Origin of the sequence: Paenibacillus hemerocallicola, assembly GCF_006265175.1 — a bacterium.
GTDB classification, from domain to species: Bacteria; Bacillota; Bacilli; order Paenibacillales; family NBRC-103111; genus Paenibacillus_AB; species Paenibacillus_AB hemerocallicola.
This window is the reverse complement of the sequence record NZ_VDCQ01000016.1, coordinates 69,662-88,617: the sequence shown is the minus strand read 5'-3', so window position 1 is coordinate 88,617 and position 18,956 is coordinate 69,662. Positions and strand designations below refer to the sequence as shown.

The 18,956-nt window shown below is 55.1% G+C and carries 15 protein-coding genes; 7 read left to right on the top strand and 8 right to left on the bottom strand.

The features are described from left to right. Nucleotides 1-63 precede the first annotated feature (63 nt). Nucleotides 64-915 (top strand): helix-turn-helix domain-containing protein, encoded by an 852-nt coding sequence (locus FE784_RS13780; protein ID WP_176706202.1) that lies wholly within the window; start codon nt 64-66, stop codon nt 913-915. Between the two features lie 110 nt (nt 916-1,025). Here FE784_RS13780 and FE784_RS13775 read toward each other — a convergent pair whose 3' ends face one another. Then, the gene (locus FE784_RS13775; RefSeq protein ID WP_139602779.1) at nt 1,026-1,787 is read right to left on the bottom strand and encodes a DeoR/GlpR family DNA-binding transcription regulator; all 762 of its coding nucleotides are present in this window, start codon (nt 1,785-1,787) and stop codon (nt 1,026-1,028) included. A gap of 343 nt (nt 1,788-2,130) precedes the next feature. On the opposite strand from FE784_RS13775, the gene FE784_RS13770 reads away from it, so the two are divergent. Next, nucleotides 2,131-2,424: a YncE family protein gene (locus FE784_RS13770; protein WP_246132019.1), complete on the top strand. Its 294-nt coding sequence runs from the start codon at nt 2,131-2,133 to the stop codon at nt 2,422-2,424. A gap of 20 nt (nt 2,425-2,444) precedes the next feature. Next, entirely contained in the window at nt 2,445-3,533 is a 1,089-nt protein-coding gene (locus tag FE784_RS13765) for a tetratricopeptide repeat-containing glycosyltransferase family 2 protein (protein ID WP_139602777.1), read from the top strand. A gap of 192 nt (nt 3,534-3,725) precedes the next feature. Here the strand turns inward: FE784_RS13765 and hprK are convergent, their stop codons facing one another. Continuing rightward, complete coding sequence (gene hprK / locus FE784_RS13760; protein ID WP_139602776.1) at nt 3,726-4,661, bottom strand: HPr(Ser) kinase/phosphatase; 936 nt, start codon at nt 4,659-4,661, stop codon at nt 3,726-3,728. Nucleotides 4,662-4,864: 203 nt separating this feature from the next. After that, nucleotides 4,865-6,184, bottom strand: a complete 1,320-nt coding sequence (locus tag FE784_RS13755; protein ID WP_139602775.1) for an ABC transporter substrate-binding protein — start codon at nt 6,182-6,184, stop codon at nt 4,865-4,867. Between the two features lie 435 nt (nt 6,185-6,619). Between FE784_RS13755 and serS the strand changes: the two genes are divergently transcribed. Continuing rightward, complete coding sequence (serS, locus tag FE784_RS13750; protein ID WP_139602839.1) at nt 6,620-7,909, top strand: serine--tRNA ligase; 1,290 nt, start codon at nt 6,620-6,622, stop codon at nt 7,907-7,909. A 155-nt stretch (nt 7,910-8,064) separates the two neighbouring features. Here serS and FE784_RS13745 read toward each other — a convergent pair whose 3' ends face one another. Together FE784_RS13745 and FE784_RS13740 are read right to left on the bottom strand one after the other, a co-directional pair. After that, entirely contained in the window at nt 8,065-9,366 is a 1,302-nt protein-coding gene (locus FE784_RS13745) for an ABC transporter substrate-binding protein (RefSeq protein ID WP_176706201.1), read from the bottom strand. 362 nt (nt 9,367-9,728) lie between these two features. Continuing rightward, entirely contained in the window at nt 9,729-10,814 is a 1,086-nt protein-coding gene (locus FE784_RS13740; protein WP_139602773.1) for a GNAT family N-acetyltransferase, read from the bottom strand. Nucleotides 10,815-10,998: 184 nt separating this feature from the next. Between FE784_RS13740 and FE784_RS42395 the strand changes: the two genes are divergently transcribed. Next, nucleotides 10,999-11,121, top strand: a complete 123-nt coding sequence (locus FE784_RS42395; protein ID WP_281287095.1) for a hypothetical protein — start codon at nt 10,999-11,001, stop codon at nt 11,119-11,121. Nucleotides 11,122-11,378: 257 nt separating this feature from the next. On the opposite strand, the gene FE784_RS13735 is transcribed toward FE784_RS42395, so the two are convergent. Further along, a complete protein-coding gene (locus tag FE784_RS13735) occupies nt 11,379-12,701 on the bottom strand; it encodes an ABC transporter substrate-binding protein (protein ID WP_176706200.1) in 1,323 nt (440 codons plus the stop codon). Nucleotides 12,702-13,376: 675 nt separating this feature from the next. Here FE784_RS13735 and alr point away from each other — a divergent pair. Further along, nucleotides 13,377-14,549 carry an alanine racemase gene (gene alr / locus FE784_RS13730; RefSeq protein WP_342779102.1) on the top strand — a complete coding sequence of 391 codons (1,173 nt, stop codon included), beginning with the start codon at nt 13,377-13,379 and terminating at the stop codon, nt 14,547-14,549. Nucleotides 14,550-15,327: 778 nt separating this feature from the next. Here alr and FE784_RS13725 read toward each other — a convergent pair. Next, the gene (locus tag FE784_RS13725; RefSeq protein ID WP_139602771.1) at nt 15,328-16,377 is read right to left on the bottom strand and encodes an NAD(P)-dependent oxidoreductase; all 1,050 of its coding nucleotides are present in this window, start codon (nt 16,375-16,377) and stop codon (nt 15,328-15,330) included. Beyond that, nucleotides 16,374-17,549 (bottom strand): saccharopine dehydrogenase family protein, encoded by a 1,176-nt coding sequence (locus FE784_RS13720; protein WP_139602770.1) that lies wholly within the window; start codon nt 17,547-17,549, stop codon nt 16,374-16,376. Before FE784_RS13720 ends, FE784_RS13725 begins: the two co-directional genes overlap by 4 nt. A 163-nt stretch (nt 17,550-17,712) precedes the next feature. Here FE784_RS13720 and FE784_RS13715 point away from each other — a divergent pair, with 163 nt between their 5' ends. Next, nucleotides 17,713-18,939, top strand: coding sequence for a CdaR family transcriptional regulator (locus FE784_RS13715; RefSeq protein WP_139602769.1), 1,227 nt, complete (start codon nt 17,713-17,715; stop codon nt 18,937-18,939). The last annotated feature ends 17 nt before the right edge of the window (nt 18,940-18,956 follow it).

Genomic DNA, 18,956 nt, shown 5'->3' with positions numbered 1-18,956 from the left:
CCAATGGGCTCCAGCTGCGGATCGATTCATTCACCAACCTGTCGGAAGGAGGCTGCCGGGACGATGAGCGACATTTACAGCGAACGATTGAACCCCGTGCCGCAAGGATTTTCCATTCACAAGGCGCACCGCACAAGCCCGTTCAACATGCCGCTCAACCATTACCACGACGCCTACGAAATCTACTATATGTGCTCGGGAGAGCGCTATTATTTCATCAAGGACCGGACATACCGGGTCCAGCCCGGCGATCTCGTGCTGATCGACAAGCATGTGCTGCATAAAACGCAAAACATAACGAACGGTCACGAGCGGATCCTGCTGCATTATCGCGACGGTTTCCTGGATTCGTTGTTCGGCGGCTCCGCTTGGGACCCGCGTTCGGTATTCGGGCAGCCCGTCATCCGCTTGAACATCAAACAGCAGGCCGTCGTCGAAAGCTTGCTCGACAGGCTCCTCGAAGAAAGCAAAGCGCAGACGCCCGAGTCTCCGATCTATGTAAAAATCACGCTTATGGAGCTGCTTCTGTTCGCCGGAAGGTGCATGCGGGAGCTGGCAAGCGTTCCGGAGCGGACCGAGCCGGACAACCCGATGTTCGAGCGCGTCGCCTCGGTAGCCGCTTACATTAACGGGCATTACGCGGAAGATTTGTCGCTCACGCTCCTCTCGACCTTGTTCCATATCAATCCTCATTATTTGAGCCGCATTTTCAATAAAGTGACCGGATTCTCGTTCGTGGAATACGTCAATCTCGTTCGCCTGAAGGAGGCTCAGAAGCTGCTGTCGGCCGGGGAGCTGAACGTGACCGAGGTTGCGGAAAGCGTCGGCTTCGAAAGCTTGACCCATTTCGGACGCGTGTTCAAAGCTTCGACGGGCATGAGCCCGAAGCAGTACAGACAACGATTCGGGAATTGAGCTGACTGCGAGGATGAATGCCGCCTTGGTCCTTGCGAACCCATGCGAAATAGCCCGATACGCTCGCATCGGGCTTGCATTCGTTTTCGGTCGGCCTCGCCGCCTCGCTTCTATACGGTAATCACTTTAACGCCGGCATCGCGAAACAGTTTGATTTGCGCTTCGGACGCTTCCGTTCCGGTAACGAACGTATGCACGTTGTGAATCGGGGCGACGGCGTGCAGCGACGCCTTGCCGATTTTCGTATCGTCGGCGACGACAATGATTTCCTGCGCCGCTCTGATCATGCCCTGCTTGGTCGGCACGAGCTGCGCTTCCGGATGGGTCAGTCCATGCTTCGAATGAATCGCCGGCGTGCCGATAAACGCCTTCTGCACATGAAGCGTCGACAGCATATGGTCCGTAAACATGCCGTTCAGCATGAAGCTCGAATGATACAGCGAACCGCCCGTCACGATGACGGAAATGCCCTTGGAGTCGCGAAGCTCAGCGGCTATGTTAATATCGTTCGTCACGACCGTGATGTTGGAACGTTCGACGAGGTGCTGGGCAATATGCAGCGTCGTCGTGCCCGAGTCCAGTATAATATGGTCTCCGTCCTCTACCATCTCCGCCGCCCGCTTGCCGATCCGCCGCTTTTGCTCCAATTGCTCGTGCGCCCGCTCCGTGAAAGAAGGCTCGCTGTTCGCCCCCTGATCGACGATCACGCCGCCGTGCGTTCTCTTCAGCAGGCCCTCCTGCTCGATCTCCGCCAAATCCCGCCGTATCGTCGCTTCGTGCACCTGAAACGACTGGGCAAGCGCGGCTACCGAAGCAACGCGATTTTGCTTCACGTATTCGACGATGCGTATTTTCCGTTCCGCTGCCAGCATGAACGCCCCTCCTTGTTTGTTTGCGCGTATGGTATGAAGCTTTGTTCGTTTGTATTCGCGTAACGCTCGTTTGCACTTATAGTTTAGACTAAAGAGCGGCAAAACGTTTGTCAACTTTTCATACGGCCGATGATCGGGAACGCCAACGGGCACGCACGCCCGATCGTAAGGATTTCCATCATAATGCCGGGAAGAGCAAGGATGCATGCTCGATTGTTCGCCCCGATTTGTTAATTTGTTGGCACGTTGGATTCTCCGCTTGAAGAGCCCGCTCCAATCTACCAATGTTTCATATACTGATACAGGCTTTGTCCTTCTATCTATCGGGATGAAACAGCAAACCATGCAAGATTGGAAGGTGAATCCGAATGTCGTTCAACAATCGCGTAGTCAATGGGGATTTCGAATCGGGCGCCTTGGCTCCATGGTCCGCATTAATGGATTAACCAATCTTGTATTCGCCACGATCCCCGTCGGCGTTCAACCGATAGAGGTCGGCGTCAACTCCTCGACCAATCGGATCTATGTGGCGAATTCGTTCAACGACAACGTCTCTGTCATTAATGGAGGAAGCAATACCGTAATGGCTACCGTTTCGGTCGGAGATTTCCCATTCGGTGTGGGGATCAATCCTTAATGGAACAATGAGGTGTCCGGATGATTACGATCAGTCTATGCATGATTGTCAAAAATGAACAGCTGACGCTCGAAAGGTGTCTGCGATCGGTTCGCGACGCGGTCGACGAAATCATCATCGTAGATACCGGATCGACGGACCGGACCAAAGAAATTGCCCGCAGGTGGGCATCGTCCGTCATAGACTTTGCTTGGAACGATCATTTTGCCGCCGCGCGCAATGCTTATTTTGCCAAAGCCACCATGGACTATATTCTGTGGCTTGACGCCGACGATGTCCTGCTTCCAGAAGACTGCGAGAAGCTTTGCCGGCTCAAACGGTCGCTCCCGCCCGAGGCGGATGCCGTGACGATGCGGTATCATTGCGACTTTGACGCTCATGGCAATGTCACGCTAAGCGTCCGGCGCGCAAGATTGGTAAAACGATCGCGGAATTACAGGTGGGAAGGGGCCGTCCATGAAGATTTATCGATACGGGAAGGCACTTTTTACGATTGCGATATGGTGGTGACGCATCGAAAACCGGACAAAACCGCCGATCCGGACCGGAATTTGAAAATATACGAGAAATTGATAAGCGGCGCCAACGAACTTACGGCACGGGATATGCTCCATTATGCGATGGAGCTGCACCAGCATAGGTCGTACGAGCGGGCCGCACAGTTTTATCTCAAATTTTTGGAATGCGATCAGTTATCCGCAGAGAATCGAATTCTCGCTTATACGAGGCTCGCCGACTGTTATCACTATTCGGGAGACAGGCAAAAAGAACTGGCGATGACGTGCAAAACGTTCGAATACGATGTTCCGCGTCCGGAGGCATGCTGCCGGATCGGCTACTTCTTTATGGAACGCGATCAGTTTATCCAAGCCATTTACTGGTATAAAGCCGCCATCGCATTCCAGCCGAGCAACGATTGGGCGATCCATAACCTGGTCAGCGCCACCTGGCTGCCTCATATGCAGCTCGGACTTTGCTACTATCGGCTTGGTGATTACGAACGGTCGTACTATCACAATAAAATGGCGCACGGCTACGTTCCGGGTAACGAAAATATCGTCCGGAATATAAGGCTGCTCGAGAATCTGATCCGGCGGGTGGACACGTAGCGATTGCGAGAAAGCTCGCGGTTTTCCTTACAAAGCAAGAAGAGCTTCTGATTTGCAGCCCTATTCGATGAGTGACATCCGATTATTTTGCAACGCCGCACCGCCCGCCGGATAGGTTAAAAGCAAAACCTCCAAACCGCCTTCATGGGCGGTACTGGAGGTTTGCACTTCTTTCTATGTCTGAACTGCGGATCAGTGCTTTTGCTGCGACTGGGCAAACGCTTCGATCCGCTGCATGAACTCTTCGGCCGCGCTATAGCCTTGCAAGCGAAGATACCAGTTGTTGGCAGCCGCTTCAACCAGACCCGCAACGTCGCGTCCCGGCTGGAGCGAGATTTGGATATGGGGAATTTTCACGTCCATATAGTCGGTGAACTGGGGCTCTACGTCCAACGAGTTGTACAGCTCGTTCTCTTTCCACTGCGTCAGCTCGATGTCCAGCACGATGCGGGTTTCATCCTGAAACGCGCCGCGGCCGTAAATGCGGGCGACGTTGATCAGTCCGACGCTGCGGAGAGCCAGAAATTCCTTGGTTTTGCCGTCATGCGTACCGAGGATCGTCTCCGGGCTGATTTTCCTCAGGACGACGGCATCATCCGCCACGAGCCGGTGGCCGCGCCTAATCAGCGTCAGCGCCGTCTCGCTCTTCCCTACACCGGACTTGCCGCGAAGCAGAATGCCGATCCCGGCTACGTTGACGCATACGCCGTGCACCTGAATTTCCGGGGCCAACGATTTGGTCAAGTACGCGTCGGCCATGCCGATCCATTTCGTCGTCGAGTCCGGCGTACGGAGCAGCGGAATCCCTTCCCTTTCGCAGTGCGTGATCAGGTAATGGAGCCCTTCGGTCTCCTGATTCCACGTCACCACGAAGCAGGGCGGGTGGTATTGCACGACATGGCCGATCCGGGAATCGCGCTCCTCCTCGCTCTGCTTGTGCAAATACGTAATTTCTTTTCGCCCAAGCACCTGGACGCGCTGCTGCGGGAAAAAATCGAAATAGCCGACGAATTCGAGCCCCGGCCTATGAACGCGCGCTTTGTCAATGGTCCGGTGCAACTGGCTGTGGCCGGCAAGTATTTCCAAATGGAAGCGATTGACCAAGTCTTGAACCGTTATGGATTTCATGGGTCGTTGCACCTCTTTCGTAAAATTGCGTTATCTCATTATGCCCCGCTTTAAGCGGTTCCGCAAGCGATATTCGGCCTGGGCTCGTGTCATATTTTTGACGTTAATCGGCTACGGAAAATAATGGAGACGGAAAAACCCCGCCGCATGCGCAAGCATATGGGGCGAGGTTTGAGGCTCGACTATTTATGCGGTATCCGGTCTTATGGAATTACGATTTCCTTATTGGCTTTGTCTTCTCCGTTTCGCAATGCCGTATTGATATCCGTACCGTCCACCATCACATTTTTACTTACTTCGCCATTCAGCAATGCATTGATTTTGGGGTCGTATTTGGAAGCCTCCGGCAATGGGGAAGGGCTTACCTTGAAAATCGCCTGCAAATTTTTCCCCCTGTACGTATCGCTATCCGAGCCGTACACTTTTCGGATTTCATCGTTTTTCAGCACGGACAATCGTCCGGCCTTGCTCAGCTTCGTTTGCACCTCCTCGCTCAATAAGCTCAGCACAACTTGATAAGCGGCCTCCCTGTACTTGCCCGATTTGTTTACGACCGCCATATGGAAGTCGACCTCTTTCCCCAGCCCTGGCCGATCGCTGTAACCGGGATGGGCGGTCAAGTCCCATTTGAAGGTATCTTTCGTCCCGGCCTTGGCAAAGAACGAAATATAAGAAGAAATCCAGTTCGGATACATGGCCATCCGCTGCTCCTTGAAGAACAGGTCTGTCGAGTGAATGTGCTTCCCGTTTTCCATATAGCCCGGTATGGCATAAAACTGTTTCAGCAGCGAAAATACTTGGGCATGCCGGTCGGATGTCAAGGAAGCCTTCCCTTTGGCTTTGTCGAACACGGGTACGCCATATTGCCAGTACATCTGTCTCAGGTCGGGCGGCATTACGCCGATATAGTTGGTATTGCCGTCTTTGCGGGTCAATTTTTTGCCAAGCTCGAGAACCTCTTCGTAGGTCATCACGTCCTTCGGATAAGGAACGCCGAACTTATCGAATATATCTCTATTATGAACCATGGCGCCATAGTTCATGGCAAACGGCATTCCGTAAAACGCCTTCTGCTCGCCGAGCTTTTGCATTTGCTGAACGACGGCCGGCTCGAGCTGTCCCAGGTTCAAGCCGTATGTTTTGATCATTGCCGTCAAGTCTTCCGGAATGTCTGCCTCGAGCACGGTCGCCAAGGAAGGATTGCTGACCAAGACCATGTCCGGAATGGTCCCGGCTGCAATGAGCTTGTCGAGAGGATCGCGCGTCTGAACGAGATTGATCTGGGGGTACTTGGCCTTGATCGGTGCGACAAAAAACGTTTGAAATTGCTCGTCGGTCGTGGCGGTGTTGATATCGAGCACCAGAAGCTCGGCGGGCCCGCCTTTGTATTCGGCCGTATTTGCCTTATTGGCTGAAACGTTCTCGGCGGCGGTATCTTTAGGTTGTCCCTGACTGCATCCGATGAGTGAACTCGCGATGACCGTCATGAAAGCTAGCGATGAGGCGATACGAAGTTTGGTCAATTCCTATTCCTCCCCATATTCGATACTGAGAGCGCTTCCAAATATTCGTGTTGTATGAATGCAGACAATAGGCGAATCGCACTATGCATGCGCTATGTAATATTATTCCATACATCCATTCGTTATTCAATATTATAATTTCACTCCTCCATTTGACAGCGGCGAGCGATTACGGTATACTACTGCACAATTAAACATGCGCATTATGCCGATGACGGGAATCCAACTCCGAGGCGTTTGCGACCGGGACCGTACGAATGCAGACTTCATTGCTCCTCGCGTCCTCTAAGCATACCGGGTACCGCCCCGTTACCGCGGAACCAAGCGGACCGGTCAACCGGTCAAATTGGGTGGCACCGCGGGTCCTAAGCGCTCCTCGTCCCAAATGACGAAGGGCGCTTTTTGTCATTTTACGAAAAAAAGGACGTGGACCGCATGCTGGACATGAGATTTATTAGGGAAAACGAGGAGCTGCTGCAGGAAACGGCGGTACGCAAAGGATTGACCGTTTCGGTCGGCGAGCTGCTGCGCACGGACGACGAACGGAAGCAAGCGTTGTCGGAAGTGGAACGCTGGCGGCAGGAGCGCAACCGGTTGTCGGAGCGCATCTCGCAGCTGATGCGTACCGGGGACCGGGCGGAAGCCGAACGGCTCAGAGCGGAAGCGAAAGCGGCCGGAACGGCGCTGACGGCTCTGGAGCCGCGGCTCGAAGCGCTGGATGCCCGCTGCAAGGAGCTGATGCTGCTCGTCCCCAACGTCGTATCGCCCGATACGCCAATCGGCGTATCGGACGCCGACAATGTAGAGATCAGACGGGTCGGGACTCCGACGTCGTTCGGCTTCGAGCCGCAGGACCATGTCGCATTGGGCGAGTCGCTCGGTCTGATCGATATCGCTCGCGGCGTGAAGGTCGCCGGCAGCCGGAACTATTACTTGCTGGGCGCCGGGCTCCACCTGCACCGGGCCGTCCAGCAGCTCGCCGTCGATCTGCTCGTGAAGAAAGGCTTCACGGCCATGGACGTGCCGCTGCTCGTTCGGGAAGAAACGTTGACGGGAGCGGGCTTTTTCCCCGGAGGCCGGGAGCAGACGTTCGAGCTGCCGGACGACGGCAAATGGCTCGTAGGCACGTCGGAAGCGTCGCTCGTCTCGTATTACGCCGACGAGATCGTCGACGTATCGCAGCCGATCCGGCTCGCCGCCGTCACGAGCTGCTTCCGCCGCGAGATCGGCTCGGCTGGCCGCGACGTGCGCGGGCTGTACCGCGTGCATCAGTTCGCCAAAGTGGAGCAGGTCGTCATCTGCAGAGGCGAAGCAGAGCAATCGGAGCTCATGCTTCAGCAAATTACGGCCAACGCGGAAGAGCTGCTGACTCTGCTCGAGCTTCCTTATAGGGTCGTAGCCGTCTGCACCGGCGACATGGGACAAAAAAATTACAAGCAATACGACATCGAGACGTGGATGCCGAGCCGCAGCGGCTACGGCGAGACGCACTCGTCGTCAAACCTGCGCGACTTCCAGGCTCGCCGCGCCAACATCCGTTATCGCGACGAGGACGGCAAGCTGCGCTACTGCCATACGCTGAACAATACGGCCGTAGCTTCGCCGCGCATTCTCATTCCGCTGCTCGAGAATCATCAGCGGGAGGACGGATCGGTGTATATCCCTCCCGCCTTGCGGCCGTACATGTACGGGATCGAAGAAATTCGCCGAACCGGCGCCTTTTAAAGGGAAAACTGCGCACTGCATATCCAGTATGCTCCAAAGCCCAAGCCCGACAAAGCGATACGGAAAGGAGCGCTCGGCCATTAACCGAACGCCCTTTTCCTTCATATTCCATTTGGAAAGCGCTTACCTTCTTGTAGAAATTCGTCCACTTCCATTTATTGCGCAGCCATTTCCGCTATTTTCTTGTCCGCTTTTTCTTGCCCTTCCCGGAGAACCGTGTTCACATCTTTTTTGCCGATGGCCATTTCTTTGCGCATGGCGCGGATGATCGTCTGCACCTCTTTGTCGGCCAGATGCGGACTTGGCGTTTGCACCGGCGGATTTTTGTATACGGCCTTCATGTTTTTGCCCTGCAGCGACGGGAAGTTGGCGCCGAACTGACTGATGATTTCCGGATCGTTCAAGGCGGTTAGCCGTCCCGTTCTCGTCAGCATAATTTGCTGCTCGCGCGAAATCATCATCTGTATGACCTGCATCGCCTGCTCCTTGTACTTGCTAGGCTTCGTGATGACGAGCATATCCGCCAGCGCATGACGTCCTTTCCCGACGGCGTCTTCGAAACGCGGTTCGCTCGCCATATCCCAGTTCATCTTGACTCCAGTCGTTTCCGCCTGGAGCAGATCGCTGATCAGCTTGCCTACCCAATCCGCCTGCATGGCCAATATATGCGTCTTCGTAAACCCGTCCGGACCGTACGTGTACTCGTTTTTCGCTCCGACATAGCCGGGCTGCTGGTACACCTGCTGGAACAAGTCGAGAACTTTCCGGAGATTCGGAGTATCGACCAGCGCTTTGTTCGTCTTCGGATCGACGAACGGCTGCGAATACGGACTGAACAGATGATCGGGAAAGCGGGGATCCCAGCCGATATACTGCACCCCGTCTTCCTTGCGGGTCAGCTTCTTGGACAACTGCAATATATCGTTCCACAGCATGTCGTCCTTCGGGTAAGCGACGCCGAACTTGTCGAACAGATCTTTATTGTAAAAAAGCGCTCCCGTGTTCAAGTCGAACGGTATGCCCTCCAAGCCTCCCTTGGGGTCCAAGTTGTGTATGGCCTGAATCGTCTCCGGTTTGAATGCGCTCAGGTCGAGCTTCATCTTTTTGACCAGCTCGGTCAAGTCCGCGGGCAGATCCAATTGTTTCAACGGCATATGCCAGTCATTGTCGGACATGATCAGATCCGGTATTTCTCCGGCGGCGACCAGCTGCCCCAAATCGCCTTCCAGCTTTTGAAGCGTAATATGCGGATATTTCTTTTTGAGCGGTTCTATATAGATTTGCTGATACTCGAGCTCGGACAATCTGGTGACATTGACATAAAACTTTAACGTAACGGGCTCCGTCGAAACGGTAAATTCCGCTGTTTTCCCGCTTCCGGACTTCTCCGAAGAACACCCTGCCGCAGACAATGCGGCAATCATGGACAATACGACAAACCATTTTCTTTTTCCCATATTTAGCGCCTCCCCGACCTTTCTCCTGATAGACAATGGAACAGTTGATGCGTCAAGCCGTATGCTCCCCCCAATCCTCAAGCAAAAATCGATGCGCCGGCGGCGGAAAAATAGGGTACGCAAAAAGACGACGAGCGAAACCGTTGACCAAAGAAGCATCCCCATCCGTGTCTTCCACGGGAGAGTGATTCATTGGCTTCAGGCTTTCTCGTCGTCTCCACCTTAAAGCGCTCATGTAATTTTCCGAATTTACCGACAACTACATCGTATTCGCTGTGCGCACAAAAGTCAAGCGCTTTCTCTGGAAGATAAGAAAGATATTGATAACTTCCTTCCTCCCGCTCGACTATAACCTTGCTGCATCAGCGATACTCCCCCTCGTCCGTCTCGTCTTCCGCAGCGGCCGCGCTGTCCCCGTACCGTTCGGCAAACGCTTCCGCCAGCTCGATTGCCTGCTGCTTGTTCGCCACCAACCGGTCGAGCTCTTCCTGCTCCATATCGACGATCGTCGCACCCGAGAACAAGGCAAGGAAATGGATATAGCGGATCGGCTTGCCGAGTCCGACGGCACGCGAAAATCGTGCCATCTCCAGTGCCAGCCTTGACGGCTTGATACGGATTTCCATTTCGGCGAATACGGGCTCGTCCGCTTCATCCGGTGCCTCCAAGTCCGTGACGGATGCGGAGTTCGCTTCCGGGTCGAAGTGCGCAGCGGCTTGCTCCTCGATATGCCCGATCCGTCTATCCGACAATACCGAGCTATGCAAGTCCTCGTACATGTCCAGCCGGTCGTACTCTACGTTGAAGCAGCGTTCTTTCCCGGACCATGCCGCATACAGCTCGGAGCGGAGCACCTCCTCCATCGCCCGCTCCGGCGACGCCCCTTCCCGAAGCAGCTTCTTCGCATATTCGGTCAATTCCTGAGAGACGTCCCAATCGGCATAAAACGCCGCCTCCTCCTCAAGCGTCATCTCCACGGCGGGTTCCGGGGGAACGAGCCATTTTACATACATCTGACAGTCGTTCCCGTCGATTACCCTTCTCTCGTGCATCGTGTAGCCCGCACTTTCATACAGCTTCCGCGCGGCGTTCTGTCCTTCGGTCGTCTCCAGGTGAAGCAGCGTTATCCCGAGCTCCTTCGCCCGTTCCTCCAGCTTGTTCAGCATAATCTTTCCGAAGCCGAGACCTTGACGCTCCGGTGCGACGCGCATCCGTTTGAGCTCCGCCGTATCGCCCGGCGTTCGGCGGAAAGCCCCCGTCGCCACGATCTGCCCCTCGATCTCGCCGATCCAAAACTCCCCGCCGTCGGCGAAATAAGCCGCTTCCATATCGCGCATGTCGTCATCCCGCTGGCCGTCCCCTTTGTAGGCGCCCGCTTCTTCGAGAGCCAACTCGTGAAGCTTCATGACTTGCTCGTGATCCGTTTGCCGGTATAGGCGCAATTCCATGGAACGGTTCCTCCTTGATCATACGATATTCTCTATGATATGCCACGGACGGTTACTTCTCAACCATTGGTCTGATTCGTTTGCGGAAAATCGGTTTATAGTAAAAATATATATCGATTGTCATATATTTGTAACATACAATATGTATGGAACTGGAAAATCGTTGCCCGGAGGTGATCGATCATTGCCCTATTATCAGTTCAAAAAAGTATGGACCCCGCTTCAGCTGCTCGGCATCAAGCTTTTTAAAGACGATTCGAACAAATTATGGGTCAAGCTTTGGAATAAGCCGAAGCGCCCTCTGTAAACGTACCGTTTCATATGTCCCGTACAAGAAAAGAAATGCTCCTCGGCTCCGTTTGAATAAACCCCATTTTTCACGGTCGCGTTGATGATTCGCTGCACTGTTGTTAGTCTGCTTTTCATAGCATGGTTAAGCCAGTCCGCCCGCTGTTCCCTGTTCAGTGCAGCACCTCCCGTACAGCTGCATACAAAAAAGGGGAGGCAGCCCGATAAAGGCGCGTTCCCCTCATTACGACTATAAAGTCATCCCTCCGGCATGGCTTATTTGGCGCCTGTCTTTTCTTTCTCCTTCTGGACTTCTTTCTTCAGCAGCTCGTCGGCCTCTCGCATTACGCTGTTGATATCCATCGCATTGGTGGCGAATTTCTGGAATTGACCGGACATCAGGTTCTGCTGCGTACCGAGGGCGACGTCCACGAGCCCGGACTGGCGTTTCGGCGTGGCCGAAATAGGCGGATACAAGTTAAGCGAATTCATATTTTTCTTGCTGTATACGGGATGATCTTTACCCAAAGCGGCTTGGATTTCCTTGCTGGCCAGCGTCGTCGGTATGCCGTTTTTCGAATCCTGCATCTGGATTTCATCGGACAGCATCTCCATAATCGCTTGAAACGCCTCCTCCTTATGCTTGCTCTGATTCGTGATCGACCAATAGGCCGGCCCCCGCTGACCCATCATCTTGGGCGCTCCGGATATGAGCGGCGCGGACACCAGGTCCCAGTTCACTTCGGGAGGTATAATGAGATAGACGCTGTGCTGGTTGATTTGCATCGCCACATTGCCTTTGGAGAACGCGTTGTTCTCTTCAGCCACCGTCTTGCCTATCGCATTGTTCGGAATATCGTAGAAGCGCTTCAGCGTCGTGAACAAGCCCTTCCATCTCTCCGGATCGGACAAGGCGTCCGTTTTCGGATCCAATATCGGGTGCGAGAACGGATTGTCGCGCAGAAATGCCATCGTATTCGCGCTGAAGCCGCGATACGTTACTCCGCCGTCCGTTCTGGACATTTTTTTCGCGAGCTCATACACGTCGTCCAGCGTCATGCCGTCCTTCGGATACGCGACCCCGAACTTGTCGAACAAATCTTTATTGTAATACAACACTTGCGGGAAGTAGGGAGGTACGGGGAGGCCATACATGGCGCCCGTGCCCATAACGTCAATGATTTCCTGAGTGAAAACCGAGTTGAACCGGTTTAAGTCGTACTTGTACTTTTTGACCATCTCACGCAAATCGTAGGCCAACCCCAAATCCGTATATAGCGTCTTCAGGGTCGGGATATCGGTACGGATCAAATCGGGAATATCACCCTGCGCTACAAACTCCGTAATCGTGGCGCCCGGCTGGTTCGTCCGGTATTTGAAAGTAATGTGAGGAAACTTCGCCTCCAGCGTTTTTCTGAACCTGTCGTCGAACTCCTTTACGCTTACGCCCGCCGCATAAATGGACATCTCGAACGGTTCTTTCTTCTCCATAACGGGCGCCGCGCTCCCATTATCCCCGCTGCCGCCGCATCCTGCCGCCAACAATGACGACATCAGCAGCAATGTACCTACCTTGAAATTGCGTGAAACTCCCGTCATCCGGACTTCCTCCTTTTCGATTTCACTCCGCATTTTCGCAAGGTCGCAAAAAAAATGATAACGCTTACAAAATGATGCTGCACAACGAAACTCTTTGAAATCGATGTCCCCTGAATAGAAGCTCATTTCACGAACACGCCCTTCCTGCAGCTATCCGACATGCACCACCTCCCGGGCAGCTAATAAATCCGTCATTTCCGGCGTCCTACGCCCCTATTCCCATCCTGCGCCTAACGAATGGAAAAATCCGATCTTTTAAATCGAATTCGGCGTAAATATCCTCCAAAACTACCCGCATGTTGTCTATGGATCATCGACTGCAACGAGTGAATTGCGTCTGCTGCGTTACTCCAATTATAATTGGCGCTCCCATTATTTACAATCGGTATACCGATTATAGACAAGATGAAGACAGCTAATTCCCTCTTCGTTTCCATCTCCCGGATCGTGCGGCAAAGCTGCTGCTTGGGACATTTTTCGCCCATCGTTCAAGGACGATTATTGTGACAACCGACGAACCGGGGGCGTTACTTTCGTTTTCCTTGACGAAGACACGTGACTTATCGCGGACTATACTTATTTTATCAATGAAGAATGTACAGAATGGTAGGAGCCTCTCCATAAAAACCAATTAGCTCGATAGAGCCACACTATCCGTCAAGCGGGAGAAAACGAATGATGCATTCCATTACCGGCGAACGGCCGCCGACCGGCTATCGCCACACATGGGCGGAAATTTCTTTGGAAGCGATTGCTTCCAATACCCGATTGTTCAAATCCAGCCTGGGCGGGCATGCCGCCTTGATGGCTGTCGTCAAAGCGAACGGTTACGGCCATGGTGCCGCTGAAGCGGCTCGTGCCGCATTGAATGCGGGAGCCGACCGTTTGGGCGTGGCCATCCTGGACGAAGCCGTACAACTGAGGAGCGCCTCGATCGGACACCCTGTGCTCGTGCTAGGTTATACGCCTCCCGACTCCGTTCGGGCAGCTATAGATAACGAAGCAGACTTGACCGTGTTTTCCGACGATGTATTGGAGGAAATTGTCCGTCAGACGGAAACGCTGCGCAAACGGGTCCGCATCCATCTCAAAATCGATACGGGCATGAACCGGATCGGCCTCTCCGACCCGGATGCCGTACTCGCGTTGGCCCGTAGGGCGATGCTGGCCCGCTTCGTCGAGCTTGAAGGCGTCTTTACCCATTTCGCCGATGCGGACGGGGAAGATCCGGCTTACACATGGCGCCAGTTCCGGACGTTCCAGTCCGTTATCCGCCTGTTGGAGCAAAACGGAATACAAATTCCCCTGAAGCATTGCTGCAACAGCGCCGCGACTATGCGCTACCCTTCCATGCACCTGGATATGGTTCGGGTAGGCATAGCCCTGTACGGCTTGCATCCCTCGAGCCATACCCGGCTGCCGGCGTATCCGCTCCAGCAGGCGATGCAACTGAAGTCGCGCATTGCGGACTTGAGACGATCGCCCGAAGGCCGGCCCGTCGGCTACGGCTGCACGTTCGTCCCGGAGCGGGACAGCCTGATCGCCGCCATTCCGATCGGCTACGCGGACGGCTTGTCCCGGCAGCTGTCCAACAAAGGCGTCGCTCTCGTACAAGGCGTTCGGGTGCCCTTCGCGGGAAGGGTATGCATGGATCAAACGATGCTGGACGTGACGATCGCCCCGTACGCGGAAGTCGGCGACGAGGTCACCTTGTTCGGGACGTCCGGCAACGAAAGCATAGCGATCGATGAAGTGGCGGCACTCGCAAATACGATCAACTACGAGGTCGTATGCGCCGTCGGAAGCCGGGTCCCCCGGATTTATACGGGGGAGACCGGAAGCATGTGAAGGCTCCTCCCGATTGATTCGGGTGGGGGCATGCTTCTCCTTCTCACCCGCTCCGGGATGCGGGAGCTATGCTGGCTGTGCTCCATCTGGTCGGCGGGCCGCTTCCCAGAAGCCGAGGACGCGCACATATGGCGCGATTCCGGACGTTTCTTTCGGTTCCTTTAGGCCACGGCCTGTAGCGCGATATAGCCGCCCGCCTTCCGCAAACAATAACTGGAAATCATCTGGTTGTTGAAAAAGTCAAAAAGAGAGATTTGTCATACAAAAAAAGGTGGGGGAAATGCGCGGAAAGCGAAGCGGTTGACTTTAAATCGTGTCGTAACCGCTAAATCTTAAAGACAACACGATTTTAACGGATGTGAAGCGCATTCCCCCATCATTTGTCTCCGATGCTGTGAAGCGCATTCCCCCATCATTTGTCTCCGACGCTGTGGAGCGCATTCCCCCATCTCTTGTCTCCGACGCTGTGGAGCGCATTCCTCCATCATTTGTCTCCGACGCTGTGGAGCGCATTCCCCCATCTCTTGTCTCCGGCGCTTCCTCTCTTTGCAGACTTTCTCAACAGCCTCAAATTATGCAGGTAATTTCAATAATAAAGCGGAATTAGCCAAATGAAATGGAAATCATGCAGTCAAATCGCCATCAAGCCGCCATACGGTCTAATACGGGTGAAAATAACTGGACTTTTTCCAGCTAACAACGGATACCGGATGCCTTCCATACAAAATAACTGCATGTTTTACATGTTTTCAGGCTATGAAGTGTTATGAGATTAGCATCAGTATCCCGCCTTCCGGCCGAGCCCCCACACTTCGGGATTGGCGACAGGCTCCGGACGGCCGCCCGCGAGCACCCGAAGCACGTTTTGAGCTACGGCCGTGGCCATCAAGTAATTGCTTTCCTCCGTCGTTCCCGCGACATGCGGGGTCAAAATGACGTTGCCCATCGACAGCAGCGGATGATCCGCCGGGAGCGGCTCCGGATCGAATACGTCCAGAGCGGCTCCGGCCAACAGGCCGGAGCGGAGAGCCTCGACCATGTCGGCTTGGTCGACGATGGCCCCCCGGGCCGTATTGATCAGCCAGGCGTCGCGCTTCATGAGCGCGAAATGGCGCCGATTGATTAACCCGCGGGTATGCCCGTTCAAAGGAATATGAAGCGATACGAAATCCGACTCGGCGAACAGCCGGTCCAGATCGCTTGTCAATTCCGCCCCGATCGTCGCGGCCGCTTCGCGTCTGCCGTCTTCGGACGACCGGACCCATGCGGTCACCTCCATGCCGAGCCCGAACCGCAGCCGCTTCGCCACTTCCCGGGCGATTGTGCCGAAGCCGACGAGGCCGGCCCGCTTTCCTTGCAGCTCCCGGGATGGTATCGCCATCCGAGAGCCGTAATTGCCTTTGCGCATCTCCTCATGGAACGGAATCAGCGATTTACCCGCCGCCATAATCAACAGCATCGTATGCTCCGCTGTCGATACGCCGTTGACCGCGGGCGCGTGCAGGACGGGAATGCCCTTCGCCGTCGCGTATTCCACGTCGATATTGTCGAGTCCGACCCCCGCTCCGGATATGACCTCGAGCAACGGCGCGGCGTCGATGATCTCCTTCGTGATCCGTGCCGGAGCCCGCAGCACGATCGCTTCCGCTTCCCGGACCGTCTCGCGCAGCCGATCGATGCCGGTATCGTCGGTCCGGACCACTTCCGCAGCCTCGCGCAGTATCGCTTCGCCGGCCGGATGATACATGGACAGCACTTGGACGATCTTCGGTTTTCGCCCCCTTGCTCCATGATCGATATCCGCACCGATTCCTTCGCTCCGCTTCATGGCCGTTCTCCTTCCGCTTCCGGTACGGGATTCCCGGTATACGCAATGCGTATCCCTTCTTCGTGCAAAGCGGCGAGGAACGGCTCGAACCGATTTCCCGTAATCAGCTGTTCGGGCGTCCGAATGCCCCGTTCGCCCATGCGCGCCTCGGCGATCCATTCGGCCATAACGACCGCGGGAAATCCGGTCGTCCGGGCCATCGAGGTCATATTCCGCAACGGGTCGAAGAAATCGGTCATCTCCCATTGCACCTTTGCCGGCTGCCCCCGGTACATTCCCGTAACGGTAACCCGGGCTACCGTAATGTCTTCGACCGAGCCGCCCTTCATCTGCGGTTCCAATACACGCTTCGTCAGCTCGTAGGGACTTACTTGCACGCCGCCTGCCTCGACGGGCGTATCGCTCATGAAGCCCAGCTCGGCGAGCGTCGCCAGCTTGGACCAATGTCCTTTGTATCTGACCGTTTTCTCGTAGATCCGCTTGACCTTGTGCCTGAGCGTGTACGGGACGCTCCAGGCGTCCGTTATGACCGCCTCGCACTCGCCTACGGGGGCGTCGAACTCGATCGTTTCCAGCCCGGAGAAAGGAGGGATTTGCACCAATTGACCGTTCTCCGCCGCAAGCGAATGTTTGCGGTACAGCTGGAATAGGCTGTCTACGCTGAACACGACCTGATACCATAAGGGCGGAACGGGATGTCGCGGCAGACCGCCGCATATCATGACCGCTTCGTCCGCCTCGTCGAGCAGTTCCGCGCCGCGGGCCGCCAAGATGCCCACGATGCCGGGAGCCACTCCGCAGCCCGTTACGACCAGCACGCCCGCAGCCTTCGCCGAATCATCCAGCTCCAGCTTCTCCGTATAGGCGGCATTGGACAGATCGACCAGATGGCAATTGCCCGCGATCGCGGCTCTCGTCGTCTGCAGCGTCAAGACGGCCGGGAGACAGTTGACCGCAATGTCGAATTCCCGCAGTAATCCGGTCACTGTCGCTTCATCGCCCAAATTTACCGTTCTTCCCGTCACGTTCGGACGATTCGCCGCGGCCGCGATCCGTTCGACCCTCGACTGCTCCGCATCGACCGCCACGACTTCCGCGACCGCCCGGCTCTTGGCCAACTGACCGACTACCGCATGGCCCACCATCCCCGTTCCCAATACGGCCACTCTCATTGCCTCATCCCCCCGCTCCCTCCGGAGCCGCTCGTAGTTGATTTCGTTTTCGTTACCTTCATCTTAGCTTGATCGGATTGGAAATTATATGTTGAATATGCACAAAAACCGGGTACAATTAAAGCTATTATTTGGGTTATGGATTATGGAGGGACACAAGCGGATGAAAATTCTCGAGCATATGGCCCAAGACATCGCCGATAAAACGACAGCCATTCTGGGTTACCCGATCAGCATTACGGACAAGGAGGGGTACATTATCGGCTCGACCGACCGGAGCCGCCTGGGCAACTTTCACAAGCCGTCCCTCGACGTCATTCGCAGAAACGGCGCCGTCGACTGCGAAAGCGGTCTGGAGCATGCGCCCGAGAACGTCCTCCCCGGCATCTCCGTTCCGCTCGCGCTCCACAACAAGCCGATCGGCGTGTTAGGCATCATCGGCGACCCGAACGAGGTGATCAAATACGTTCATCTTGTGAAAAGCCATGTCGAAATGCTGTGTCTCGAAGCGTTTCGCAAAGAAACGATGCACCTCGAAACGAAAATGGTGGAAATTTTCGTGCAGCAGCTCATCCATTTCAAAAACGACGAAGATGCCGAGCCGATTATGCAGTATGCGAAAACGCTCGATTACAACCTCGAGACCGACCGCGTCTGCCTGCTGATCGACATCGCCGGTTATCCGCACGCCCCGGATAGCGCCGCGCCCGCTCCGCCCCCCGCCGATCCGATCCCGCTCCCCTACCTCCAGCAGGAAATACTCGACTATTTGAATTTGCTGTTCAAGAAATCGAAGGACGATATCGTATCGCAAATCAGCGTCGAACGGTTTATCGCCATTTTGCCCGTCAAGTCGAAGACGGAACCCGCGCAGCTGTCCGTCGCGCTCGAGAAGGAGCTGCGGAAGCTGAGCCTGTTCCTGCAATCCAAGTACAACCGCACGGCGGCCATCTCGATCGGCACGGTGAATCGCGGCCTACAGGGCGTCTCCGAATCGTACCGCAGCGCGGCCAAGACGATGTCGGCAGGCAAAAGGACGAAGAAAGAAAACAAAATTTACGCTTGCGACGATCGGCTCATTACGTTGGAGCTTCTTCCCCAGGAGCTGTCGCCGGATATACGAACGAAGCTGCAGTCCATCATCGCGCCATTGGTCAAGCTCGGCAGCTACGAGACGCTCGCGGCGACGTTTTTGGCCTATTGCAAGCTGAACATGAATAGGAGCGAAGTCGCCCGCACGCTGTTCGTGCACCGCAATACGGTCATATACCGGCTGGACAAAATAGCCGAGCTCACTTCGTTGCGCCTCGATTGCTTCGAGCATTGCATGCTGCTGTACATGGCGATCCGGAACAATGAGCGGACGGCGGACGTAGATGAACGGCGATAGGCGAAGCGGGATTGATT

Coding starts and splice junctions, on each gene's coding strand:
- FE784_RS13780 (WP_176706202.1), top strand. CDS start 64: ATGAGCGACATTTACAGCGAACGATTGAACCCCGTGCCGCAAGGATTT.
- FE784_RS13775 (WP_139602779.1), bottom strand. CDS start 1,787: ATGCTGGCAGCGGAACGGAAAATACGCATCGTCGAATACGTGAAGCAA.
- FE784_RS13770 (WP_246132019.1), top strand. CDS start 2,131: ATGCAAGATTGGAAGGTGAATCCGAATGTCGTTCAACAATCGCGTAGT.
- FE784_RS13765 (WP_139602777.1), top strand. CDS start 2,445: ATGATTACGATCAGTCTATGCATGATTGTCAAAAATGAACAGCTGACG.
- hprK (WP_139602776.1), bottom strand. CDS start 4,661: ATGAAATCCATAACGGTTCAAGACTTGGTCAATCGCTTCCATTTGGAA.
- serS (WP_139602839.1), top strand. CDS start 6,620: ATGCTGGACATGAGATTTATTAGGGAAAACGAGGAGCTGCTGCAGGAA.
- FE784_RS13745 (WP_176706201.1), bottom strand. CDS start 9,366: ATGGGAAAAAGAAAATGGTTTGTCGTATTGTCCATGATTGCCGCATTG.
- FE784_RS13740 (WP_139602773.1), bottom strand. CDS start 10,814: ATGGAATTGCGCCTATACCGGCAAACGGATCACGAGCAAGTCATGAAG.
- FE784_RS13735 (WP_176706200.1), bottom strand. CDS start 12,701: ATGACGGGAGTTTCACGCAATTTCAAGGTAGGTACATTGCTGCTGATG.
- alr (WP_342779102.1), top strand. CDS start 13,377: ATGATGCATTCCATTACCGGCGAACGGCCGCCGACCGGCTATCGCCAC.
- FE784_RS13725 (WP_139602771.1), bottom strand. CDS start 16,377: ATGAAGCGGAGCGAAGGAATCGGTGCGGATATCGATCATGGAGCAAGG.
- FE784_RS13720 (WP_139602770.1), bottom strand. CDS start 17,549: ATGAGAGTGGCCGTATTGGGAACGGGGATGGTGGGCCATGCGGTAGTC.
- FE784_RS13715 (WP_139602769.1), top strand. CDS start 17,713: ATGAAAATTCTCGAGCATATGGCCCAAGACATCGCCGATAAAACGACA.